The organism is Cellulosilyticum ruminicola JCM 14822 (assembly GCF_001311925.1).
Lineage (GTDB): Bacteria > Bacillota > Clostridia > Lachnospirales > Cellulosilyticaceae > Cellulosilyticum > Cellulosilyticum ruminicola.
In genome coordinates this window covers 67,960-92,390 of sequence record NZ_BBCG01000008.1, presented here as the reverse complement: position 1 = coordinate 92,390, position 24,431 = coordinate 67,960, and the positions used below count along the sequence as shown (strand labels likewise).

At 33.5% G+C, this 24,431-nt stretch carries 24 protein-coding genes, 2 tRNA genes and 2 pseudogenes; 3 read left to right on the top strand and 25 right to left on the bottom strand.

The genetic code is table 11. The annotated features are described in order from the left end of the window. Positions 1–686: 686 nt before the first annotated feature. From JCM14822_RS04670 to cooS, 8 genes and pseudogenes are all read right to left on the bottom strand, one after another. On the bottom strand, positions 687–1,496 hold the full coding sequence (locus JCM14822_RS04670) for a 3-oxoacyl-ACP synthase III family protein (RefSeq protein ID WP_172674767.1): 810 nt from the start codon (positions 1,494–1,496) through the stop codon (positions 687–689). A gap of 65 nt (positions 1,497–1,561) precedes the next feature. Further along, positions 1,562–1,684: a hypothetical protein gene (locus JCM14822_RS22450; RefSeq protein ID WP_278287173.1), complete on the bottom strand. Its 123-nt coding sequence runs from the start codon at positions 1,682–1,684 to the stop codon at positions 1,562–1,564. 285 nt (positions 1,685–1,969) lie between these two features. Then, complete coding sequence (locus JCM14822_RS04665) at positions 1,970–2,908, bottom strand: energy-coupling factor ABC transporter permease (RefSeq protein ID WP_054740116.1); 939 nt, start codon at positions 2,906–2,908, stop codon at positions 1,970–1,972. Between the two features lie 117 nt (positions 2,909–3,025). Further along, positions 3,026–3,733 (bottom strand): ABC transporter ATP-binding protein, encoded by a 708-nt coding sequence (locus tag JCM14822_RS04660; RefSeq protein WP_330377315.1) that lies wholly within the window; start codon positions 3,731–3,733, stop codon positions 3,026–3,028. Further along, positions 3,733–3,930: a hypothetical protein gene (locus JCM14822_RS23550; protein ID WP_330377314.1), complete on the bottom strand. Its 198-nt coding sequence runs from the start codon at positions 3,928–3,930 to the stop codon at positions 3,733–3,735. The genes JCM14822_RS04660 and JCM14822_RS23550 overlap by 1 nt, the downstream gene beginning before the upstream one ends. Next, the gene (locus tag JCM14822_RS04655) at positions 3,900–4,493 is read right to left on the bottom strand and encodes an ABC transporter permease (protein WP_330377313.1); all 594 of its coding nucleotides are present in this window, start codon (positions 4,491–4,493) and stop codon (positions 3,900–3,902) included. Before JCM14822_RS04655 ends, JCM14822_RS23550 begins: the two co-directional genes overlap by 31 nt. A 12-nt stretch (positions 4,494–4,505) precedes the next feature. Next, on the bottom strand, positions 4,506–5,447 hold the full coding sequence (locus tag JCM14822_RS04650) for an ABC transporter substrate-binding protein (protein ID WP_054740114.1): 942 nt from the start codon (positions 5,445–5,447) through the stop codon (positions 4,506–4,508). A 58-nt stretch (positions 5,448–5,505) separates the two neighbouring features. Next, a pseudogene (gene cooS / locus JCM14822_RS24415) lies at positions 5,506–7,627 on the bottom strand (anaerobic carbon-monoxide dehydrogenase catalytic subunit). A 290-nt stretch (positions 7,628–7,917) separates the two neighbouring features. Between cooS and JCM14822_RS04640 the strand changes: the two are divergent. Beyond that, positions 7,918–8,634: a hypothetical protein gene (locus tag JCM14822_RS04640; protein ID WP_054740112.1), complete on the top strand. Its 717-nt coding sequence runs from the start codon at positions 7,918–7,920 to the stop codon at positions 8,632–8,634. Positions 8,635–8,698: 64 nt separating this feature from the next. On the opposite strand, the gene JCM14822_RS04635 is transcribed toward JCM14822_RS04640, so the two are convergent. Further along, positions 8,699–9,349, bottom strand: coding sequence for an HAD family hydrolase (locus JCM14822_RS04635; RefSeq protein ID WP_054740110.1), 651 nt, complete (start codon positions 9,347–9,349; stop codon positions 8,699–8,701). A gap of 552 nt (positions 9,350–9,901) precedes the next feature. On the opposite strand from JCM14822_RS04635, the gene JCM14822_RS24815 reads away from it, so the two are divergent. Then, on the top strand, positions 9,902–10,099 hold the full coding sequence (locus tag JCM14822_RS24815) for a helix-turn-helix domain-containing protein (RefSeq protein ID WP_083461262.1): 198 nt from the start codon (positions 9,902–9,904) through the stop codon (positions 10,097–10,099). On the opposite strand, the gene JCM14822_RS04630 is transcribed toward JCM14822_RS24815, so the two are convergent. The 10 genes and pseudogenes from JCM14822_RS04630 to JCM14822_RS04585 all read right to left on the bottom strand — a co-directional run bounded on the left by JCM14822_RS04630 (position 10,054) and on the right by JCM14822_RS04585 (position 17,969). After that, positions 10,054–10,521 carry a hypothetical protein gene (locus JCM14822_RS04630; RefSeq protein WP_054740109.1) on the bottom strand — a complete coding sequence of 156 codons (468 nt, stop codon included), beginning with the start codon at positions 10,519–10,521 and terminating at the stop codon, positions 10,054–10,056. The genes JCM14822_RS24815 and JCM14822_RS04630 overlap by 46 nt on opposite strands. A gap of 187 nt (positions 10,522–10,708) precedes the next feature. Continuing rightward, a complete protein-coding gene (locus JCM14822_RS04625; RefSeq protein ID WP_054740107.1) occupies positions 10,709–11,134 on the bottom strand; it encodes an acetolactate synthase in 426 nt (141 codons plus the stop codon). A gap of 78 nt (positions 11,135–11,212) precedes the next feature. Further along, positions 11,213–12,483, bottom strand: a pseudogene (locus JCM14822_RS24410) (phenylacetate--CoA ligase family protein). A 538-nt stretch (positions 12,484–13,021) separates the two neighbouring features. Continuing rightward, the gene (sppA, locus tag JCM14822_RS04615) at positions 13,022–14,167 is read right to left on the bottom strand and encodes a signal peptide peptidase SppA (protein ID WP_054740106.1); all 1,146 of its coding nucleotides are present in this window, start codon (positions 14,165–14,167) and stop codon (positions 13,022–13,024) included. A gap of 47 nt (positions 14,168–14,214) precedes the next feature. Next, positions 14,215–14,769 carry a Fe-S-containing hydro-lyase gene (locus tag JCM14822_RS04610; protein WP_172674766.1) on the bottom strand — a complete coding sequence of 185 codons (555 nt, stop codon included), beginning with the start codon at positions 14,767–14,769 and terminating at the stop codon, positions 14,215–14,217. A 44-nt stretch (positions 14,770–14,813) separates the two neighbouring features. Then, a complete protein-coding gene (locus JCM14822_RS04605; protein ID WP_054740102.1) occupies positions 14,814–15,656 on the bottom strand; it encodes a fumarate hydratase in 843 nt (280 codons plus the stop codon). A 5-nt stretch (positions 15,657–15,661) separates the two neighbouring features. After that, positions 15,662–16,534 (bottom strand): sporulation integral membrane protein YtvI, encoded by an 873-nt coding sequence (gene ytvI / locus JCM14822_RS04600; RefSeq protein ID WP_054740100.1) that lies wholly within the window; start codon positions 16,532–16,534, stop codon positions 15,662–15,664. Further along, positions 16,531–16,767, bottom strand: a complete 237-nt coding sequence (locus tag JCM14822_RS04595) for a hypothetical protein (RefSeq protein WP_172674765.1) — start codon at positions 16,765–16,767, stop codon at positions 16,531–16,533. Before JCM14822_RS04595 ends, ytvI begins: the two co-directional genes overlap by 4 nt. A gap of 799 nt (positions 16,768–17,566) precedes the next feature. Continuing rightward, positions 17,567–17,650 (bottom strand) — tRNA-Leu (locus JCM14822_RS04590). A gap of 235 nt (positions 17,651–17,885) precedes the next feature. Beyond that, a tRNA-Leu gene (locus JCM14822_RS04585) sits at positions 17,886–17,969 on the bottom strand. 274 nt (positions 17,970–18,243) lie between these two features. Between JCM14822_RS04585 and JCM14822_RS04580 the strand changes: the two genes are divergently transcribed. After that, positions 18,244–19,455: an AI-2E family transporter gene (locus tag JCM14822_RS04580; RefSeq protein ID WP_083461260.1), complete on the top strand. Its 1,212-nt coding sequence runs from the start codon at positions 18,244–18,246 to the stop codon at positions 19,453–19,455. An 18-nt stretch (positions 19,456–19,473) separates the two neighbouring features. On the opposite strand, the gene JCM14822_RS04575 is transcribed toward JCM14822_RS04580, so the two are convergent. From JCM14822_RS04575 to JCM14822_RS04550, 6 genes are all read right to left on the bottom strand, one after another. Further along, positions 19,474–19,671 (bottom strand): hypothetical protein, encoded by a 198-nt coding sequence (locus JCM14822_RS04575; protein ID WP_054740094.1) that lies wholly within the window; start codon positions 19,669–19,671, stop codon positions 19,474–19,476. A gap of 605 nt (positions 19,672–20,276) precedes the next feature. After that, complete coding sequence (gene trxA / locus JCM14822_RS04570) at positions 20,277–20,594, bottom strand: thioredoxin (protein ID WP_054740092.1); 318 nt, start codon at positions 20,592–20,594, stop codon at positions 20,277–20,279. Positions 20,595–20,837: 243 nt separating this feature from the next. Continuing rightward, on the bottom strand, positions 20,838–21,485 hold the full coding sequence (gene trmB / locus JCM14822_RS04565) for a tRNA (guanosine(46)-N7)-methyltransferase TrmB (protein ID WP_054740091.1): 648 nt from the start codon (positions 21,483–21,485) through the stop codon (positions 20,838–20,840). A gap of 291 nt (positions 21,486–21,776) precedes the next feature. After that, positions 21,777–22,559 (bottom strand): tryptophan synthase subunit alpha, encoded by a 783-nt coding sequence (trpA, locus tag JCM14822_RS04560; RefSeq protein WP_054740089.1) that lies wholly within the window; start codon positions 22,557–22,559, stop codon positions 21,777–21,779. Then, the gene (gene trpB / locus JCM14822_RS04555) at positions 22,552–23,739 is read right to left on the bottom strand and encodes a tryptophan synthase subunit beta (protein WP_054740087.1); all 1,188 of its coding nucleotides are present in this window, start codon (positions 23,737–23,739) and stop codon (positions 22,552–22,554) included. The genes trpA and trpB overlap by 8 nt, the downstream gene beginning before the upstream one ends. 26 nt (positions 23,740–23,765) lie before the next feature. Continuing rightward, positions 23,766–24,410 (bottom strand): phosphoribosylanthranilate isomerase, encoded by a 645-nt coding sequence (locus JCM14822_RS04550; protein ID WP_054740085.1) that lies wholly within the window; start codon positions 24,408–24,410, stop codon positions 23,766–23,768. Positions 24,411–24,431 lie beyond the last annotated feature (21 nt).

The window sequence follows — 24,431 nt, the reverse complement described above, 5'->3', positions numbered from 1 at the left end:
TTCTTTACTTTCCATTTGTACACCTTTTAATCTAAGCTTTTCACTATATCTCCTTACAGTTCTTTATGAAATATATAATTTTGCCGCTAACTGTTTCGCATTTACTATCTTGCCCCCATTTAGTATTTGAATGATTCCTAATTGTTGCTGTATCATCTTCCTACTCTGCCAGTTTTAAATCCTAAATAAAAAAGGTATTTCATAAGTCCTTAAACTTACAAAATACCCTTTCCACATAGCTGATATATAGAACTATTAAACTATAACTAATTAATTTACATACCGCATACTCCATATATTATCTTCTATAAAATATATCCATTATTTATTATCATAAACATTGCTCTTTCTCCTTTTAATTTCTTTAACCTCGATTGATATTACTTATTTTTCTATTATTACCCTTGTATTTATGCTATACTGTTTTTGCTAATATTTAATAGGTATAGGTACAATATATGTTATTATTTAAAATTATAAAAGCAATCCTGTTATTATGTACTTTAAGCTCACCACTTTAATCATGCTTATGCTCGATTGTATCTCAGAATATGCCCAAGCAACGATTAAAACCACTATTGAAGTGGGTACACGTGGTATTAGCATCGAAGCACTTATAACAAAAAAGCAATCCTTCTCCATTAGAATAAGGATTGCTTTTTTATATTGTACACCTTCATAAACATTTAAATATACATTAATACAAAAGCATGCTCTACACCTGCTCCTGATGTCCAAAACATACATAAATCTCCTGCTTTAACTTTCCCTTCATTCATAGCAAATTCCAACGCAACAAAAGGCGAACTTGCACCTGTATATCCAGTTTGATCTGCATAATAAAATACCTTTTCCTTAGCTACATCAAGTAATTCTCGTACTTCTGTTAAATAAGTATAGCTACATTGTGAAAAGAAGAAGCCTTTTATATCACTAATATCAACTTGATTTTTCTCAAGTAATCGCTTTATCGTCTGAGCTACAAATTCTGATTCTGCTGCTCCTCCTGGCATATCTATATAGTATTCTTCTACATTCTTATTGGCTATAAAATGTGTAAAGCCATGTTTAGGCCCTTTAAGCCCCTCAAGGTCATGTGAATGCGTTTCAACGCAATAATCTATAATACGTGCATTTCCTAAATCACTTTTAGATAAAATAACAGCCGTTGACGAATCTGAAAATATATATGGTGTTGATTGATAAGGATCACCAAGCACACTTGTATACTCTGACTGTACAATTAAGCAGTTTTTTATATGCTTCATAGACTGCATTAAATAATAAGTCTCTATGCTAGCTATAAGCATCCCTACACAATTTACATTCATATTTTTACTAATAACTTCATCTTTACATCCTAAATGATGATGCAGTGCAATAGCAGCTGGTGGTACAAATGTTTCTGGATTATATGCAATATAAACTATCCTATCAATATCTTTCGCATCTAAATTTGCTTTTTCTAAACATGCTTTAGATGATTTAACTGCCATATCTAAAGAATTTTCTTCAAGGGGATTCATTTTATAACGAAATTTTTTACCGAATATTCCCTGTACTAAAAATGAATTTTTTTATAATCAAAATCTGCATTATCCCTAGTCTTTTCCTTCATCTCAGCTAAAATATCAACTTGCTCCCCTGGAAAATATGATGCTACTGTTAATGTAAAATCTCCCATAACTTATCTCCTTGTGTTTAGTCTCTAAATATATACTTTTTTCAGAATTTTATATTTTGATTATACACTTTCTCTTTTCTTATGTCGACAACTTTCTTTTTCTCTTTCTATATTTAGAAAGAATTTAATTAATTTTTATATTATTGCCAATAATATATGTTATTTTTAACCTAACATCAATGTAATAAGAACAAAAAAACAATCTTTTTTACTAAAATAAAGATTGTTTTTCACTTATTTTCTATATATGTTATTATTTAAAATAATAACAGCACTCCTTCTCCATTAGAATAATGGATTTTTAGTATTGTGGCTTAGGATTAATCCTGCTGCAAGTGCTATGGCAAATACGAGGATGCATCCGATTAATCCAGCTACTCCTGATGAGATGCTATTTTCTACTGCTTTGAAAGCGTAATCAGGTAGAAGTACCGTTTGTGTTTGGATGCTTTCGCAAATTGTATGTACCTTGGATGTAGCTGCTAATGTATCAGTGCCTGCTACTTGGATTAGTGACCATTCAAGTCCATCTGGATAACTTGATGCAAAAAGTGATAAGAAACCACTTGTGAGTACCGCTAAGCTCATTGTACCAATTAAAGCGTGATTTTCGCTTACTGCATTTGCTTTGTCATATAAATAAACAAGTCCTGCTGTGATAATTCCCTCTCCTAAACCGATTGCTAAATGAATGCTCATCATATTGATAACAAATGCATGCATATCTAATCCTGGTGTAAATGATAGTGCTGTTTGTGCTACAACTCCCATAGCTCCTAAAGCCATTGAAAGCATACCGCCTGCTATGGTGCTTATTAATCTTGTTTTGCTATTTACTAAATATCTTTTAAGAAGTGGATAGATGATGTAGCAAGGTACAATGCCCATATTAAAAATATTACACCCTAATGCTAATAATCCCCCATCTCCAAATAATAAGCATTGAACTGTTAAAATAACTGACATGACTAAATATGCTGGTACTGGTCCTAATAATGTGGCTAATAAAAATCCTCCACCAATATGTCCTGATGAGCCTGTTCCTGCAATACTGAAATTCATCATTTGGACTGCAAATACTGCCGCTCCTGCTACACCCATTAATAATGGTTTATGTTGTTCCATCTTATTATATTTCACACCTGAAACCACTGCCGCACTTCCTGAACCTGTTCCAAAAGCACCGCCCACTGTTGCTGAGATTAATGTACTTGCCATATGCATAATTTATGCACCTCCTATTTCATTTGTATAAAATCCAATCTTTTTAACCTTATTAAATAAAATACTCAATATTATCTTCATGTTTCATATTGAAAATTTCAAAAATCTTATCTCTCACTAAGAAAAAATCTTGGCTTGTTCTATCGCGATTTTTCTTGAAAGTGGTACGTCTAGTACGCATTTAAGTTTCCCTGGATTAGGTGTTAAAATGACGATACGGTCTGCTAAGAATACAGCTTCTTCTATATCATGAGTTACAAAGATAATTGTTTTTTCATAATCTTTACAAATGCTTAAGATATCCTCTTGCAATTTCATTCGCGTGATAGCATCTAATGCCCCAAATGGTTCATCCATGAAGATAATATCTGGGTCCATAGCTAAGGCTCTAGCTATAGATACACGTTGTTGCATCCCACCTGAAAGTTCTTTGGGATGGGCATTTTTGAAATTTGATAGTCCCACCATATCAATGTATTTAGAAGCGATGGCTTCTCTTTCTACCTTAGGGATTTTCTTAGGTTCAAGGCCTAGCTCCACATTTTTTAGAACTGTACGCCAAGGAAGCAATCCATAGTTTTGAAAGATGGTTACGTTCTTAGTAGAAGGTTCTAAAACTTCTTTGCCTTCTATGGTGATACTACCTTCTGTCACAAGATCGAAACCTGCAATGGCATTTAGTAAAGTACTTTTCCCGCATCCTGATGGACCAAGGAGACATATAAATTCACCTTTTTCAATGTCTAATGACACATTTTCAAATGCTGTAAATTCTTTTTCATTTTGAATAAATTTCTTAGTTGCATCTTTTACTTCGATATACATTAGCGTGCACCTCCCCAAAGTCCTAAGACACGTTTTTCAAGTTTTTTAAGCAATGTATCTAATAATAATCCAATAAGACCAATCACGATAATTGTGGCTATAAGTACATCTGCTCTTAAATTATTTCTAGAATCAATGATTAAATAACCAAGTCCTGATTGGGCACCTACATTTCCCCTGCTACTAAAAATACCCAAGCTGTTCCAAGGGCAAGGTGAATCCCATTGGCAATTTGAGGGAAAGCAGCTGGTAAAATAACTTTCCAAAGTATTTCAGGTTGTTTAATCCCAAAGTTTTTAGATACTTTTAAATAAATAGGATCAATGCCACCTACTGCTGAAACTGTTGATAATAATACTGGGAAGAAGGCTGCAATAAAGATAATCACAATAGCTGGAATATCTCCTATTCCGAACCAAAGGACGATGAAAGGCATCCAAGCCATTGGCGAGATTGGTCTTAAAAGTTGTACTATAGGATTAATATATTGGAATACCCCTTTAAACCAACCAAGTAAAAGTCCTAATAACACTGCAACTACGATGGCACTAATATAACCCAGTACAAAACGGTACATACTTGCCCCTATGTTAATAAAGATAGAACCATCTAAAACCATTTTTCCAAGTGCCTTACCGGCTAAAATTGGTGATGGAAATAATGCTGGATTAAACCCACTTACTGTAAAAACAATTTGCCAAAGTATGATTAAAGCTCCAAAGGCTACAACTACATTTTTAATAGATCTTAATTTTTTCATTTTGACTCCCCCTTAAAACTCAGTTTTTACAAACTCTTCATAGGTTGGTGGATTATCTAATAAGCCATATTTCTTAACCTTTTGAACTAAGTTTTCATAAGCTTCTTTTGTAATTTCTAGATTATCAAAGGAAATCCACTCTAATGAAACATCTAATATTGCATCTTCTTGTTTTAAATAAGTTTTACCAATTTCTTTGGTGCGGCTTACATCTAAGTTTTCACCTGCTGTTTTATAAGATGCTACAAATTCTTTGGCAAGCTCTGGCTTTTCATCTATGAATGTATCTGTTAAAACGAGTCCACAGCAAAGGGAATCTTCCCAAAGTTCTTCTGAAGTATATAATACTTTTGCTACATCTAAAGCTACTGCTCTCGCTCCAAAAGGCTCTGCCACGCAGTAACCATCTATTTGTTTACTTACTAAAGCAGATGGCATTTCTGCTGGTGAAAGTTCTGTAATCTTAATATCATCTAGACTCATATTATTAAGCGCTAAAGCCTCATTTAATAATATATTGTGAGAAGATTGACGGTGTGGAATGGCAAATGTTTTCCCTTTTAAATCTGCCATAGTATTAATGTTTTTATTAACGACTATAACATTTCCATCTCTATGTCCTAAAGCTACAGCTTTGATGCCTATCCCTTGTGCCTTAGATTTCATAGCAAGTTCAATGAGTACAGACGCCCCATCCACTCTTCCTGTATTTAACGCATCTAGCAGTTCAGGCCAAGAACCGTATTTCACAAGTTCTACGTTTAATCCTGTGCTTCCTTTTAATTCTTCTGCTTCTTCAAAAACTGGCAAAGCATGTGTAATTGGTAAGTAAGCTATTTTCACTGTATTTTCATCGTGAGTAGCATTTGCGATCTCACTTTTGCCTCCCCCACAAGCTGTTAAACACATCCCCATAACACCTGCCAATAATCCTATTAAAACGCTACGCTTCATACGATTCCCTCCTTACTTCACACATTTTTATTTAAAAATCTTATGATTTAAAATTTAATTAATCCCAACCTAAAGCTTTACGTTTTGCTTTCATATCTGCTACTATTTTTTCGCCTAATGCTACTGGATCAGTATCTACATGCATCACTGAGCCAAGCATTTCTCTCGTGCCTTCTTTTAAGAATTCAATAACATTTTTTGAACCATGAATTTGTGCTTCTACGCAGTGATATGAGTTGACTCCAAATAATCTAAATCCTAATGCTGCATCAATACCTTTTTCATTTCCCCATTCTGGTGAAGCGAAAGCATATGGCATTTCACAGATTTTGTGACCAAGTGCACCAGCTATGCCAGCAAAAATACCTGATGAACGGGTATTATCAATACATTCCCCTACATGCCATACTGGTGGTAAATCTGGTTCTAAGAATTTTCTGAGGCTTTCCCCTGCTTTTTTGAGGCCGTCTACATTACAATAACCTAGTTTCATAAGCGGGAATGAAGCACAACCATTTGAGAGAATTAAAACATTGTTTTTAAGCAATACGTCTGCTACATCCACTGTCGCTTTTTCATAAAGTACTTTTGGATTGCTACATCCAACCATGTTGACAATTCCAAGGATTTTTCCACTCTTAACAGCATCAGCAAGTGGTTGCATGCTGCCGAAACGTTTGTGAATATATTCTACTGAGAAACCAATCTCAGCATCCACTTCATAAGGTGGAATATAAACTGGGATACCTTTACGTGCTTCGAAGCTTTCAATGGCACGCATCACAATTTTTTCTGCAAGTGCCTTGTTTCTCCAATATTGGCATGTCTATGATCATATTCATAGCGTTCAGCTCCTGGAAGCCTTGCTGAATCGCTAGTTGTAACAACTGTTGTTTTGAAACATTTTGCGACTTCCATAATAGATGGGAATACATCTTGAACGTCAGCTACCCATAAATCTAAGGCCCCTGTACCAAGCACTAATTCTGCTGTTACCGCATTTGAAAGTGGAATGACACCGCCATAACGATACATAGCTGCAAGTCCTGAACAGCAGATACCATAGAAACGAATACCTTTTGCTCCTTTTGATTTAGCAAGCTCGATGAATTTCTCATCTTGACCTACTTTTACGATTTCACTCACTAAAAGTGGCAAATGTCCATGAACCGCAATATTTACATAACCTTTTTTAAGAGCTCCCATATTTACTTTAGAAGTTACTCTATCCCCTACACCGAATAAACTATCTGTAGCAAGAGAAGCACCTACTACACCTGAGAATGTGAAAGCTAAACCACAACGAAGGAATTGTTCCATAATACTTTTCCAGTCCCCATCTGTGCACATCCACTTTTATGATAAGCTTCAAAGACTTCATGATAAGCACTAATAGGAATGATTCCTAAGTCTTCCCAAACTTTTTGTCTTTCAGGTGGTGCACAAGCTTTGATCGTATTGTGCTCTGCTGGTACTGTACGTGACATATCTTCTAATAATGCATCTGCAAATTCTGAGGCAACTTGATTTAAAGTTTTACCCTCTGTTTCAATGCCGAAAGCTTTTGCTGTAGTCATTACTTTTTGTGCTCCAATAATCGGAATATCTAATTTCCCTTCAGCAGCCCATTTAAGCGCTAATATAACTTCTCTTGCATGCATCCCATGTTGTGCTGCGCCGGCTGCCGCTGAACGTAATAAATTTCTAGCAACGATTAAATCTGCATCAGCCCCACATACACCTTTAGGACTTTTAGCTGTTACCTTACATGGTCCCATGTTACAAATCTTACAGCAGACACCAGCAAGGCCAAAGCTACATTGAGGTTTTTGTTTGTCAAATCTATCAAAAGCTGTATCTATACCAAGTTGCTCTGTGCGTAACATCATTTCTCTTACTGCTGGGTCTGGTGTTTGATCCATAACATCTTGTTTAGATGGGAATGTCTTTTTATATTCAGCAACTGCTGTCATATAATCTTTGATGAATGCATTTTCATCTTCTTCCCCTTCATGGTGATCTGCTTCTAAAATAACTGTTGGAATACCATGTTCATCAAAACCGATTAAATTTCGGTGGCTATGTATATGTGCATGCGCACCATGATTTTCATGAGAATGAGTGTGTCCTTCATGGCAATGTGTATGTTCTTCTTGATGTAAGTCAGCATTTTGCTTCATTTAAATTCCCTCCAAGTTAATCTACTCTATTATTTTTACTCCCAATTCTATTCCTATTAAACCTATAGCTTTTATAGTTTTAAATATTATATTATTTTCTCTCTATTGTCAATATTTGATTTATATTATTTCTAATGTATTAGTGTATTTTAATTTTCCCATAAAATTAATTAGATTATTGTTTTTTTAATTGTTTTATGCCTTTTATCCTCATATAATTAAATTAACGTATATAAAAATGTACTTAACATTTTTGTATAATAATACATTAACAGAAGGAATTAACTACTATGCAACAAAACATTCAAATTTATATTGATGCTTATTCTAACTTTATATTGAACCACTTGTTACTTGCAGAGAATCCAACTGGTATTAACATCGTTAAGCTTACTTCAGTGCCAAGCGTACAGACTTTTCCTAGCTGTGCTAATGGCTTGTTATATACTGATTTAAATATTTTTTCTAAGGGCTATACACCTATTAAATTGGGTACACTTTCCATTACACCAACTTACCAAATTTCCCTTTACTTTTTATGTAAAGAACCTAAGTTTAGTACAATGTCAGCAGAAACATTTTATGATAGCTACTATCAACTTACAGAAGAAGATTATTTAATCATGACCCTTTATAGTGAAGAGACACCTATTGAAATCTCTAAACTTCATTCTTCTTCACTTATCACTTGCAGCTTAAATCTTACATTGAATCATGATTATGAACTTTATAAAAGGGCTACACAAATTATACGTCAAATGGTCATTCGTTTTTATTCACCAATACTTACAAAAACACTTGAACAAGATGAATCTCCCACGTCGACCTCAGCTTCAGAAGAAATTGCTGTAACAGATCAGACACTTGACACTACTATTGGTACACCTTTAAATCTACTTTCTAAGGAAGAATTAGAAGCTCTTTCTCAAGCATTTAGTACAACTTCAGATTCATTAGATGATTCACCTAATAGTGAACATGACTCAGATAACATAAAAGAGGATTAAGGAATAGTTATAAACGTTTCCTTAATCCTCTTTTATAAATTTTCTTCTTTATAATATAGCTTTACTATTTTAGAGCTACATCTGCTAAATAACTTAGATTACATATTACTTTTTTACAAGGATACTCTGTAAAATCTTCTGCTTTATTCGTACCAGTAGTTACTGCTACAAAATCTACACCTGCACTTTGAGCGGTTTTAGCATCAATAATATTATCTCCCACATATAAAACTTCTTCTTTACTTACTCCTAAAACATTCATAGCATAAAGCAATCCTTCTGGAGATGGTTTATTTGTTTTAACATCCTCACTCCCTACTATGATACTAATCCAATCTGGAAGCTCATATACTTCAAAAATTGCCTCGATGCGATAACGTAACTTCGTAGAAATAATCCCTATTTGAATCCCTGCTTCTCTTAACTTCTCTAATGCTGGTAATGTTTCAGGATACAACTTGGTATTTGGTGTCATCACTATATCAGCTCTACTAATATACTCATTACGATAAGCTTCAATTATAGTCATGTCTTCTATGCCAGTAAGTTCTTTAAAGGCATTTTGAAGCGTCATCCCTATAGTTTTTTTAATAGCTTCATCTGATATATTTTCATAGCCATGTGTATTTAAAACATGTCTAAAACACATCAAAATCCCTTTTTCTGAGTTTGCTAAAGTATAATCAAAGTCAAATAAAACTGCTTTATATTTCATTTTTCCACCCTCATCTATATCTTATTTTTTGCCTGCTTATAAAGCCTCTCGCTCCATTATATCAAATACTACTTATATTATCCTATCATCATTTATGACTTCATTATCTACTACGATATCTTTGTTGTAATTGAATTTTGTTATATAACAGAAGTGAATTGGTCCTAAAAATGCGCTCATTTTTTATCTCCTTATATGTCTCTTATCTAAATCTATTTAATGGTTAATAGCTATATTTATACAAATCTACATTTTGTAATTCTATAAAACATCAATCCATATCTCATGACTACTAACACTTATATTTTTACTTTTATACTCGTCACTTATAAACTTTTAAGTTTCGATTCTTTCTTGACTTGCTGTTAATAACATCTTAATATAAAACTCATACTAAATGTGTAGCTATAACTACATAATTTTTTTAATATCTCCAAATAGAAAGAGCGCTATAAATGCCAAATTTATCTGATAACAATTTATTAATTACAAAACGTCTTGCTCCTGTTAGTGCAAAAGCGACTATTGATACATTACTGCTTACAATCCCTTATGAATGAACTTGCAGATTACCTTAATGTATCACGCCCATCTATATCTAGAGAACTCAGACATATGAAGGACGAAGGTCTGATTGATATCATGTGGACCAAATTAAAAGCTGGATTAGTAATAGGCTTCTTACATATTGCTAATCCAGCTTTTTATATAACTCTATTCTTCACTTTTCTTATAATTCCCCATATGTAATTAGTCGTCCTGGCCATTATCGCCAAATTCACGGTTCCTAATTTATCTTCTAGAGACTTTAACTCATCAAAGAATTCTCCTTTGACGAATGCTTTGATTCCTTTATTGAAAACTTGATCTTTAGCTCCTTCTTCAATCACTTTTTTTCTTTCGAGAGCTTCGTCCCATAATGATTTATTTTTTACAAGCTTTACTTGGCATGCTGTTAATAATCCTTGCTTTGGATTAATGATTTTGAAGTTTTTTTCTTCTAAGTATTGTTTGATACTTAAATAAACAGAGTCACAAACTTTGACATATAATTTATCTACTTCACTATCATCTAATTCATCTATGACTTTTCTATTAATCATTTGTTTTAACATTTCTAGCATTTCTTCATATTTAACAGCGCGGCCTTCTCTCCAAAAATACGTCTCCATGTTGTCCCCTCCCATTTACTCAAACTCTGATTTAATTATACCATAAATTTAATTAAATAAATATAATTTTATTAAATTTTACTTAATTATATATAATTGTTCACGTTTTTTGTGTCTATTTAGCAATGCTTTTTGAATTTTTTAGATAATATTTTTAATATTTAATACCATTTTATTAGCATTTTTATCAAATTTGATATATATCAGAAGCCCTCACAATTTCTAGATGATGCTTTGTTAAACTTTCAATAGCCTTATCACAGTCTTCAGCTCTTAAAATAATAAGGGCATCTTCACCTTTTGAAAAAGCATACATGTATTCAATACTAATGTTATCTTCTGAAAAACCGCCTAACATACGTTTAAGCTCTCCTGGTTTATCATCTAACTTACAGCAAATAACTGGAGTTACTTGTACTGAGAAGTCTTGCTCCTTTAATAATTGCACGGCACGGCTTGGTTCTGTTACGATGATTCTTGCAATACCATACTCAGATGTATCTGCAATAGATAGTGCAGATACATTAATTCCTTCATCTCCAAGTATTTGCATTACTTCATATAATCTACCTGATTTGTTCTCAATAAATACAGAAAGTTGTTTAATAACCATATTTTTACTCTCCTCTATATACCTTCTTATTAATATTTATGACTGCTTATCTTCTTTTAGAATGATATCCTATCCTTATTATTTTTTACGTTTATCAATGATTCGTTTTGCTTTACCTTCGCTACGTTCAATTGTTTTAGGTTCTACGATTTTTACTTTAATATGTAATCCTGTTAAACTTACCAAATCATTTGTAATACGTTTTTCTACTTTTTCTATTGATTTAATAGAGTCTGAGATTAAACCTTCTTTAGCTTCTACCCACACTTCTACAGTGTCTAAGTTATTGATGCGGTCTACGATTAATACATAGTGTGGTGCAACTTCTGCAACCTTTAAAATAACGCTTTCTACTTGTGATGGGAATAAATTAACTCCACGAATGATCAGCATATCATCACTACGACCATTAATACGTCCCATACGTACTAAACTTCTACCACATGAACAAGGTGTATTATCAAGGTGTGTTAAATCTCTTGTACGATAACGAATAAGTGGCAAAGCTTCTTTTGTAATACATGTAAATACAAGTTCCCCTTCCTGTCCATAAGGTAATACTTCTAATGTTTGAGGATCAATAATCTCTGGTACGAAGTGGTCTTCATTAATGTGTAAGCCATTTCTTGCCTCACAATCAAAGGCTACACCTGGTCCCATAATTTCACTTAATCCATAAATATTCATAGCTTTAATGCCAAGTAAGCTTTCGATTTGCTCTCGCATTTCTTCTGTCCATGGTTCTGCACCAAATATACCTACGCGAAGTTTTGTACTTCTAGGGTCTATTCCCATGTTTTGCATTGTTTCGCCAATATACAAAGCATAAGATGGTGTACATGCAAGTGCTGTTGTCCCGAATTCTTGAATAAGTTGATTTGTTTTCTTGTATTTCCTCCTGAAATAGGCACAACTGTTGCCCCAAATTCTTCAAATCCATAGTGAGCACCTAAGCCTCCTGTAAATAAACCGTAGCCATACGCAATTTGTACTACATCTTCATCTGTTAAACCATAAGCTATAGCACATCTTCCAAATACATCCTGCCACATTTTAATATCATTTTTTGTATACCCTACAACTGTTGGCTGACCTGTTGTTCCTGAGGAAGCATGGATTCTAACAACTTCTTTCATAGGCGCTGCAAAAAGACCATATGGATAATGATCTCTCAAATCTTGTTTAGTTGTAAAAGGAAGATTCTTCAAGTCATCAATTCCTTTAATATCCCCTGGCTCTATACCAATCTCTTTCATTTTTTTGTTATAAAAAGGCACATTATTATATACTCTGTTAACTGTTTTTATAAGTCTTTCCCCTTGTAATGCTCTTTTTTCCTCTAAACTCATTGTTTCTTCCTTTTGCCAATACTTCACGATGTACTCCTCCCTAATATCTTAATAGTCTTTTTAATTACTGTTTATAAAATACTATCATTTTAAGAAAATTTATTCAACACATTTCACGAAAAAGGCAATATTTGATTACACATTAATAATGATACGCTTTTTTACCTTTAATAAAACAAATGCCTATTATAATCTCTACTCTTATTCTAACGAAGCAACTATAGTAGACTTATTAGTCGTTCAAAACTCTAAAGATATTATCACTAAAATTTCCATCAAGGTAAGTACTCATTAAATCTTATGTGAAAGATTAACCCTTACATATGAAACAGAGGCTACCTACAAAAATTATTTTGCAAGTAGCCTCTGCTCCTTCTTTTTATTCAATTTTCTTTTATACCTTCTAATCTAGTGGTAATGATGGTTTAGACGCTGCCTCTGGAGTAATTTCCTGATAGGCTTAGGAAAGTGCTCTTAGGTTGACTGTCTGAGTGCGCGAAGCCAGCATTACCCCAGCAACCTATTTGGTAACCCCTTTTTACTGCATCATATACATGACTTTCATTTCTTTATTATTATCAATATAAGAACGAATTGCACTAAAATCACTATCCGCTTTGCCCAGACTTAAACTGCTTTTTGCTGATATGATTTGTTGTAAGAAACTTGATGGTGGATCATCATAATAAAGTCTAGCATCTTCTCCAACGCTATCTATTTTTTTTAATTCTGCAACCGCTTTATCAAAATCAGCAATTTCATCAATTATACCAACTTCTTTAGCTTGCTTTGGACTATATACACGACCATCAGCTAACTTCTTAACTGTCGCTTCATCTAATCCTCTGTTTTCAGCTATAACATCTACAAAAATTTCATAGTTTTCATCAATGATACTTTGTAAAATAGCACGTTGTTCTTCTGTTAATGGATTACCCATTGCTTTGTTCCTACCTGAAACAATATTTTCTGATTTGATACCAATTAATTTTTGAAGTCCTGTTGTATCTGTAAGAGACATAATAACGCCAATAGAACCAGTAAGTGTCATACGATTAGCATAGATTTTATCTGCTGCCATACATACATATAAGCCACCAGATGCGGCTGTTTGTGCCATATACGCATAAACTGGTCTGCCTGTTTTCTCTTTATACTCTTTTAATTTCAAATAAAGTTCATCAGATTCATAAATGCCACCACCTGGGGAATTTACATATAATAAAATTCCTTTATTCGTTGGTCGTTTCATAAGTGAGTCAATACGATTCAATGTCCATATGTGATTATAACTAATTTGGCCTTCAGCGATAGTTCCTTCTACCTTTACAACATCAATAGTATTTCCCGCTGGGATTGCGCTTGCATTTGCCGCTTTGCTACCTGCTGACATAAATGATTTAAATATACTTCCCCAAACAAATACAAATGTAACACATCCACAAATTATGCAAAGTGCCACTAACCAACCATTCATTAACTTTTTAGGCCCTCTATTTTTTCTTCTATCTCTACGCTTTAATGATGCTGTCATCTGAATATTTTGGTCTGACTGCACTGTCTCTTGATTTTCTGTTGATGTATTCTCTTGTTGTACCAGGTTATGTATATCTTCAACCGTTTTATTTAGGTCTATCGTACCGCTTTCTGGCTTATAATCTTTATTATTTTCACCTGAATCCATATTCTTACCTCCTATCAAACTCACTTAACATTTCTATTAACTATACGTTACTTTGTCTCACAGTATGCTTCTTTTCCTGTGGTATAAAGATTATTTCCTTCACTATCAATTGTTACAATAACAGGAAAGTTTTCAACCTCTAATTTATAAATAGCTTCTGCACCTAAATCCTCATAAGCTACACATTCCATTTTCTTAACACATTTAGAAAGGAGCGCACCTGCACCACCGATAGCTGTAAGATAAACTGCACCTTCTTTTTTCATAGCATCAATAACTGCATCATTTCTAAGTCCTTTTCCAATCATAACAGTTTGACCCCAAGCCATAAATTGTGGTGCATAAGCATCCATACGTCCGCTTGTTGTAGGCCCACAACTTCCGATGATTTGTCCTGGTTTAGCTGGTGCTGGTCCCGCATAATAAATGGCTACATTTTTTAAATCTATTGGAAAATCTTTTCCCTCTTTATATCCATCTATAATGCGTTTATGAGCTGCATCACGTGATGTATACATGATGCCATTTAATAAAAGGTTTTCACCCGCTTTAAGATTTCTAGCTTCTTCTCTTGTCATTGGTACGTTTACTACTTTACTCACATTAATCCCCCTCATATTCACATCTATATTTTAAATTTTTCTTTTTATAAAATTACACTCTGATGTCTATTTACATGACATCCCATGTTAATAGCAAGTGGCATAGATGCAATATGACATGGATAAGATTCAATATGTACAGCAAGGGCTGTTACCTTTCCGCCTAATCCTTGTGGTCCAATACCCATTGCATTAATTTCTTCTAAAAGTTCTTCTTCAAGCTCTCTCATGCGTGGATCTTCATTATGACTTCCTACATGACGTGTAAGGGCTGTCTTTGCAAGTAATGTACTCTTTTCAAAATTTCCACCAATCCCAATACCTATTACTACTGGTAAGCAAGCATTAGGTCCTGCTAAACTTACAGCTTCCTTCACACATCTTTTTACACCTTCAATGCCATCAGATGGTTTGAGCATATATACTTTACTCATATTTTCACTTCCGCCACCTTTTGGTGCTACAAGGATTTCAATTTTATCCCCTTCTACGATTTCATAGTGGATAATAGCTGGCGTATTATCTCCTGTATTTTTACGATAAAGTGGATTTTCTACAATAGATTTTCTTAAATAGCCATCGATATATCCTCTGCGAACACCTTCATTAATGGCATCTTTTAAAAGCCCGCCTTCTACATGCACTTCTTGACCTAATTTAACAAAAATAACTGCTGTCCCAGTATCTTGGCAAATAGGAATATCTTCATTTTTAGCAATATCTGCATTCACACAAATATCTTCTAAGATGCTTTTTCCTACTGAGCTTACTTCCTTTTGTTTTCCTGCTTCAAGTGCACCGTAAACATCCTTTGGTAAATAATAATTAGCTTCGATACACAACTTCTTTACTGCATTTGTAATGACATCTACATGTATGTTTCTCATCTCAACTATTCTCCCCTATGGTCTATTTTCTTCACTGGCTTAAACTTAGGGATGGCTCCTACATTTTGCAGCATCTGTATAATGACTACAATTGCTGGTCCAATAATCAATCCAAATACACCGATTACTTTATAACCTATATAAACAGCCATAATTGTAACTAATGCATATACCCCAATCTGATTTGCTAATATTCTAGGCTCCATTGTCTGTCTCATAACAAATATCACACCATAGATTATAATTAAACCTAAGCCTAATGAGTAGTTCCCTACTATAATATTATAAAAACCACAAGGTATCAATATTGTACCACTGCCAAAGACAGGTAATGCATCAATTATTGCTATAACAAGTGCTAATAATAATGTATATGGCTGACCTAATATAAATAATCCTACAAGACAAATTGTAAAGGTAATACTCATTAAAATAAATTGTGTCTTAATATATCCCCCAACTGCTTGAATTAATCCTTCCTGCATAACCACAACTTTATCAATAATCGTATCTGAAAGCTGGGCCTTTACAAATCCTTTTATATAATAATGATCTTTAGTCATAAAGAATGTTGAAAGTATGGTAATAATAATAAAAATCACCACATCTGGCACAGCCGCTACAGCCCCATAAACATTTGGAATCATAGAAGTAATTACACTACTTATGCCCTTTAAAAACTGGGCAATAAGCGTATCAATATTACTAATAGTATCCGTAAGAGGTACCATCTTAAATATAACTGCAAGCTTCTCTTCAAAATTATTAAAACCATCCACTACATTATTACTGTAATAAGGCAAATCTCTAGCAAGTCCCGTAACTTGCATCCATAGTTTTCTCACAATAGCATAAATAACTGCTACTAAAGCACTCAAAATCTCAGCATACTAATTATGCTGCCCACACCTCTATTTAACTTAAGCTTCCTATGGGCCCAAGTTACAAAAGGATTTAATATACACGAAAAAATCCAAGCCACAATAAACGGCGCCACAAGCCTCAAAATCCTAAATTTAAAAGTCAAATAAATAGCAATAATAACACCAATCGCAATTAATATTTTCTTTCCCACTTTATCAAACCATTTTTCCATTCGGTCTGTTAACAATCCCTCCACCCTCCTTCTTCTCAAACAAGGCACACTTATCTTTTGCTTAAACATATGTAACATCATATCTTTAATATAAATATAACCTATTTCTTTATATTTCAAACCATTATATTCCTAATTTGTGTTGGGAATATAAAAATCATCATGTCCTCATCGCAAAATTGTCATGCAATAAAGAAAACCGCTATACTAGGCTGAGAACAAGCTACCTTTAGAGTATCACAAATTCCATAGAGCGTAGCATTTCTCAGCCTAGCACAGCGGCTGACCCTTTAGTGCATCCACACAATTTTGCGCATAAAAAACACACCACATTGGGGGATGTGGTGTAAAAAATAGAGTTTTGTAAGGGTTTGCTATTTGAATAATTAATTGTTACTTTATAATGTATTTAGGGGAGTTTCGAGTTTAGGGGAATAAAGTAACAATAATCATCAATTTGCGTGGTTGCTTCCGTTGCAACCACTGTTCCGTTCTTCTATATATTACCACCACTTCTTGTACAATTTACTTCTAGTTTGTGAACATTTTGTTAATAATTGAGTTTTAGAAATAATTTTATACATACATTTTACTGCATTTACTTTATTTTATATCTTTCCATATCCCACAAACAGATAAAATTTCCTTCATTCCTTAATATTGGATATAAATTAACTCTACATATTCCTCTAAACTATCATTTCTTAAACAATATTTAATAGTTTCTCTTCCTAATAGATATAAATCTGATGTTAAACATTTATATAACGAAAAGCCCTGAAGTATTAGAAATACTGCTTCAGGGCTTTGTTAGTGCGGGAAAAGGGACTTGAACCCTCACGATCATACAATCACTAGATCCTTAGTCTAGCCTGTCTGCCAATTCCAGCATTCCCGCATCTATTCAATTTGTCTCCTCTCGAAGACAATATTTATTATATACTAACCATTTACATATGTCAATTTTTTTTTATTTTTTTTTTTATTTTTTCTTTTTTATTGTTCTAAACCTTATTCATTGAATCAATATCCACTTCTTATAGCATATATTTTATAAGGTATAAATAACACTTCTATAAATCGACAAAAAAGCAGCTACATTGAATTCTCAATGCAACTGCTTCTTCTCTTAGTGCGGGAAAAGGGACTTGAACCCTCACGATCATACAATCACTAGATCCTTAGTCTAGCCTGTCTGCCAATTCCAGCATTCCCGCATCTATTTTCTTCATCCCCTTTCAAGGACAGAAATCATTATATATAATTCAACTTCATATGTCAACATGTTTTTCTATTTTTTTCATACCTTCTTCATACTTTTAAAGATATCTATGTTAAAATAAACTTGTAACTTTTTGGAGGTGTATATATGAAAACTTTTGGAAAGACAATCGTTACTTTGAAATTTCCTTATATGCCCTTGGCGTCATTATCTTATCAATTTTATTTTATCGTGTTTCTTCTAACACTGATAACATTGCACCTTCTATAATGACGTTTCTTAAAGGCATTGCTAGTGTTCTTTCGCCAATCTTTTATGGACTTCTTATTGCTTATCTCTTTAATCCTATTATGGATTTCTTTGAGAGATTTTTACTAATGAAGTTTAGACCAACTCAAAAACGTACAAGAACATTTATTCGTACAACTTCTATTGTTGCCGTTTATTTATGTGTTGTAGGAACTATTATTCTTATGTTCCGCTACCTTATTCCACAACTGGTCAACAACTTAAAAGAATTAGCGACAATGTTGCCTATTTATAAGAGGGAACTTACGGCTACACTCACTCAGCTTCAACAGGATTTAAATCAAAACGGTATCATTCTACCTAACGAGCTTAATGTAGCTACATTATTTGATCAATTTGATTTGCAAAAGCTTTTATCAACATCAGCTTTTGATACAATCAATAATTTAGTAACGCTCATTATGTCTCAAGCAATTACTATTGCTTCTTCATTACTTAATTTTGTAATAGGTCTCGTTATTGCGTTTTATGCCCTTATGCAAAAAGAAGCATTTGCCTATGCTTCAAAACGTGTAACTTATTCACTTCTTTCCAAAAAACGTGCTGAAAAAGTAATTGCCATTTTTTCAGAAGGCCACAGTGTCTTTATTCAGTTCTTTGTGGGGAAATTTATTGATTCATTCATTATAGGTTTGATTGCCTTTATTGGATTATCTTTTATGAAAAATCCATATTCCTTATTATTAGCAGTAATCATTGGCCTCTTTAATATGATTCCATACTTCGGACCAATATTAGGCGCAATTCCTGCTGTAGCTATTACACTATTTGAAGGATTACCATCAGCAGTTGCTGTTTTAATCTTTATCGTTATCCTTCAACAATTCGATGGCTTAGTATTAGGGCCAAAGATTCTTGGCGATTCTATTGGACTTAGTCCATTTTGGATTATCACAGGTATTATCATAGGTGGCGCTCTTTGGGGACCTCTTGGTATGTTCTTCGCTTCACCAGTCATTGCAGTAATCTTAACAAATATCAACCGTGCAATTGATAGTAAGCTTATTGCAAAAGATGTGGTTTTAGTAGAACTTGAAAAACTATTCCCCCTTATAAAAAACCTCAATCACCAAGACAGTGGTATAAAAATAGAACGCAAAAAAAATAATTTATTCTCTATGAAAATAGCTGTATGCACTTCTTCCTTTAAGTTCATGCAGCTATTTATTTAATATCCTTCTTCTATTTATCTAACACTTATCTTCAAACCCTTCAGGAATCACGCCATTATAGTCAGCATCTACCCCAAAACCATAAAAGTATCCTTGTTTACTATTTTCCTTAAACCATCCTGCTGTATGACCAGTCACAATAGCATTTGATACATGACTCATGCTATCAATGATACCACATACCTTGTCACAATCATGTCTATCCCAAAAACTCATATAGTCTTTTGCTTCTAACCAATATATTTATGTTCCGGGATGTGATCAACTCTTACATTTGCATCTGTTAAAATTGTTTTATTCATAATAGCTCCTCCCTCTTTTAAATAATATTCAGGAAAGACCACATTCTGCATGCTACATAGTGGCACAGGTACAGGATTTCTTCGATATGCTGCGACATCTCCAATAAAGTAGGATTCTCCTCCAAGTGATCTTCAATCCAATAAATCATCTTCTGTATTGCCTCATGCCACTCATACATTGCTTTTTATCTCTCCCTTCCTTTAAAGAATACCACATCCCCAACCATTAATTCTTGATATAACTTGCAAAATCTTATCTGCATTTTTTTAACGTCTGTTGCTATTAGGAAGCGTTCAACAGGAAGTCAAAAAACACCCCCACCTTACGCTACCTTCGGAATAATTTGTTGATACTCTTAGTGAAAATATGTAAAAAGGTTTTAGGTGTACTGTCTGAACGAAGCGCCAGCGTAGTGAGTTCACACCATTTCTTTACATATTAAACTTAGAGTATCACAAATTGTGTAGAATGTAGCTGAGTGGGGGCGTTTTTTGACGAACCCGCTGAAGATCCTTGTCTTATAGCATACCTTCGATTTTTTGTTGAAGTACTGTTTTTGGTAATGCACCTACTACTGTGTCTACTACTTGACCATCTTTGATTAAGATGATTGTTGGAATGCTCATCACATTATATTTGCTTGCGATAGCACGATTTTCGTCTGTGTTAATTTTTCCGATCTTAACTTCTCCTTCATATTCGGTAGCTAATTCGTCAATAACTGGTGACATCATTTTACATGGTCCACACCAGTCTGCATAAAAATCTACTACTACTGGAATTGATGACTCAAGTACTTCTGTTTGGAAGTTTCCATCTTCAAATTTAAATGCCATTTTTGTTCCTCCTTAAATATATATATCATATGCTTTACTTATAAAATTTTTTAAACTCAAACACAAGGTTAGTTTATTATATATCATTTATAAATGCAATATAATATTCTCCTTATTTATTATGACTTTATCTACTACTTCTATTCACACGAAAAAAGCAACCTTATCAAGTCTTTGACTATCATAAGGTTGCCTTTTTCCCGTTTATTCTCACACTTTTGTTTTCAAAGTTTATTTGCTATTTTATCTATTTGGTTTTACTGCTTCTAAGCGATTGATGGTGAATCCAAGCTCTGAGAATTTCTTTTCGTATTCTGTCATAATGTTATCTTCCATATCACTATTGTGTAAATCTAAAGTAACATTTTTCATAAGCCAATTTCTAAGTGAAAGCTCTTCAATTGATGAAGCAAATAATCCTTTGTTATCTGTTTTGAAATGAATTTCACCATTATCTGCTAAGATTTGTTCATAGCGATCTAAGAATTCTCTATATGTTAATCTTCTGTTTGCATGTCTTTTCTTTGGCCATGGATCTGAGAAGTTAAGATAAAGTCTATCTACCTCTCCTGCCTCAAAGATATCTGTACAGTTGTGTACATCGAAGAATAAGAATCTTAAGTTTTTAGGTGTTTCTTCACTGGCATTAGCTTTTTTACAAGCTTTATATACAACTGTTTCCGCTCTTTCAGCTGCAATATAGTTAATGTCTGGATTTCTTAAAGCAAGTTGTGTGATGAATCCACCTTTACCGCATCCAAATTCTACATGAATAGGATTGTCGTTACCGAAGTGTTCTTTCCATTTTCCTTTTAATTCTTCTGGTTTTTGAATTACTCTTTCGTCTTGTGCTAAGTAATCTGTAGCTCTTGCATCTCTTCTTAAGCGCATAAGGATATTCCTTTCTTTCGTGCCATTCAATTTATTTTAAAACTTTTGTTTTCTGACTAAATCATTCTTATTCATTATAATAAGGCCTACTTAGAAAATCAACATATATAAATTTCCTCATATAATTTGCATTGCCTTGATTAAAACTCTATTTTTCTGTCAATGCTCTAATTAATACTACTATCCCTTTCTAATAAACTATAAAATAGCCTCCAAGAATTAAATTCTTGGGGGCTATTTTATTTCTCATACTCCAAATAACCTTTTAAAAGGTTATAAATTTGTACTATTTTATAATACGTCTACAACGCTTCTAGCAAAAGCTTCTAAAGCCGGTGCAGCCTCAACACCTTTTTCTTCAATAATTCTAACCACTGCACTTCCAATGATGATACCATCTGCATAATCTTTAAGAACTGCTGCTTGCTCTGCATTAGAAATACCAAAGCCTAAAGCTGTTGGAATTTTGCTATACTTTTTAATGGTCTCAAACATTTCTCCAAAATCCGTTTCAATTTGGCTTCTCATACCTGTTACCCCTAAAGAAGATACACAGTATAAGAACCCTCTAGCTGTTTCACAGATTTTTTCTGTACGTGCTCTAGAAGTTGGTGCTACAAGAGCAATAAGATCAATATCAAGATCTCTTGCATATGCATCAAATTCTTCTTTTTCTTCACAAGGTAAATCTGCAATAATCACCCCATCTAATCCTACTTCCTGACATCTTTTAAAGAAATCAGCAATGCCATAGTGATAAATTGTATTCGCATACATTAAAAACACTAATGGGATTTGAGTATTCTTTCTTATCTTTGCTACCATATCAAATACATTATTAACGTGAATATCATTTTCCATAGCACGTAAATTAGCAGCTTGAATAACAGGCCCATCTGCTACTGGATCTGAAAATGGAATACCAATTTCAATAAGTGTGCTGCCACCTTTTTCTAAAGCATAAATAAACTGTTCTGTTGCTTCTAAATTTGGATCACCTGCTGTTACAAATGGAATAAATGCTTTTTTACCTTCTAATTTTTTCTTTTCAAATGCTAACTTAATATTACTCATGAAGATCTACCCCCTTATATCTTGCGATTGCTGCTACATCCTTATCTCCTCTACCTGATAAGGTAATAACTAAAATCTTATCTTTATCCATAGTTGGTGCTATTTTTTTAGCTAATGCTACAGCATGTGAACTTTCAATAGCTGGAATGATTCCTTCTACTTTAGATAAATATTCGAAAGCTTCCACAGCTTCATCATCTGTAATTGGTAAATATGTGGCACGATTTATATCTCTTAAATAACTGTGTTCTGGCCCTACTCCTGGATAATCGAGTCCTGCTGAAATAGAGTAAACTGGTGCAATACTACCATTGTCTGTTTGTAAAAAGTATGCTTTCATACCATGGAAGATACCTGGTGTTCCTTTAGTCATTGTAGCTGCTGTCTCAATCGTTTCAATATCCCTACCACCAGCTTCAGCACCATAAAGAGCAACTTCTTTATCTCCTATAAAATCATAAAATGTACCAATAGCATTACTTCCGCCACCTACACAAGCCATAACCGCATCTGGAAGTCTACCTTCTTTAGCCAATGTTTGTACTTTGATTTCTTTCCCAATAACACTTTGGAAATCTCTTACAATTTCCGGATATGGATGTGGACCTACTGCTGAACCCATACAATAAAATGTAGTTTCTACATTTTGTGCCCAGTCTTGAAGGGCTGCATTAACAGCATCTTTAAGTGTTTTAGTCCCTGTTGTTACAGGATTTACTTTAGCACCTAAAAGTTCCATACGATATACGTTAAGCGCTTGCCTTACTGTATCTTCCTCACCCATGTAGATTTCACATTCAAATCCCATAAGTGCTGCAATTGTAGCTGTTGCCACTCCATGTTGTCCTGCTCCTGTTTCAGCAATAACACGTTTTTTCCCCATACGTTTTGCAAGTAACATTTGACCTAATACATTATTGATTTTATGAGAACCTGTATGATTAAGGTCTTCACGTTTTAAATAAATTTTTGCACCACCTAAATCTTTAGTCATTTTCTCTGCATAATAAAGAAGAGATGGTCTGCCTGTATATTCTTTAAATAAGAAATCCAATTCTTCATTAAATGCTTGATCATTTTTATATACATCATAAGCCTTTTCAAGTTCTTCTAATGCATTCATTAATGTTTCTGGAACATATTGTCCACCATATATTCCATATTTCCCTTTTTTACTCATGTTTTTCACCTCATCAATAATTTTTATTACTCAATTACTTCATTAAAAATATCTATAATCTGTTTAATCTTATTTTCATCTTTAAAACAAGCATTATTTTCTAATTTACTACTCATATCAATGGCATAAGGTTTGTGTGCTATGGCTTCTTTTAAATTATCACTCCCTATACCTCCTGCTAAGAAATATGGCTTTTGAATTTGTTTACCTACCAATGATTTCAGCTTATTCCAATCAAAACTTTCACCACTACCACCATATGCACTTGCTGTATAAGTATCAAATAAATAGTAATCTATAGGTGCCTCTTCCAAGCTTTCTATCTTACTTATCAGTTCTTCTTTGCTTCCTACACGAAAGGCTTTTATTATAGGTACATTTACTTTTTTCTTAAGCTTAACGATATAATTGTTATCTTCATCCCCATGTAATTGAATACAATCAATAACTCTTTCTTCTACACATCTACAAACATTTGCAATTGATTCATTTACAAATACACCTACCGCCTTAATTTCCGGATGAAGTTTAGCTTTTAAAATCTTAGCCTCTTCCAAAGATACTTGACGTTTACTTTTTGCAAACACAAATCCTATATACTCTGGTACATATTTGTTCACAACTTCAATATCTTTTACCCTACGTAATCCACAGATTTTAAGTTTTACCATGTATAACTCCTTAAATTTGTA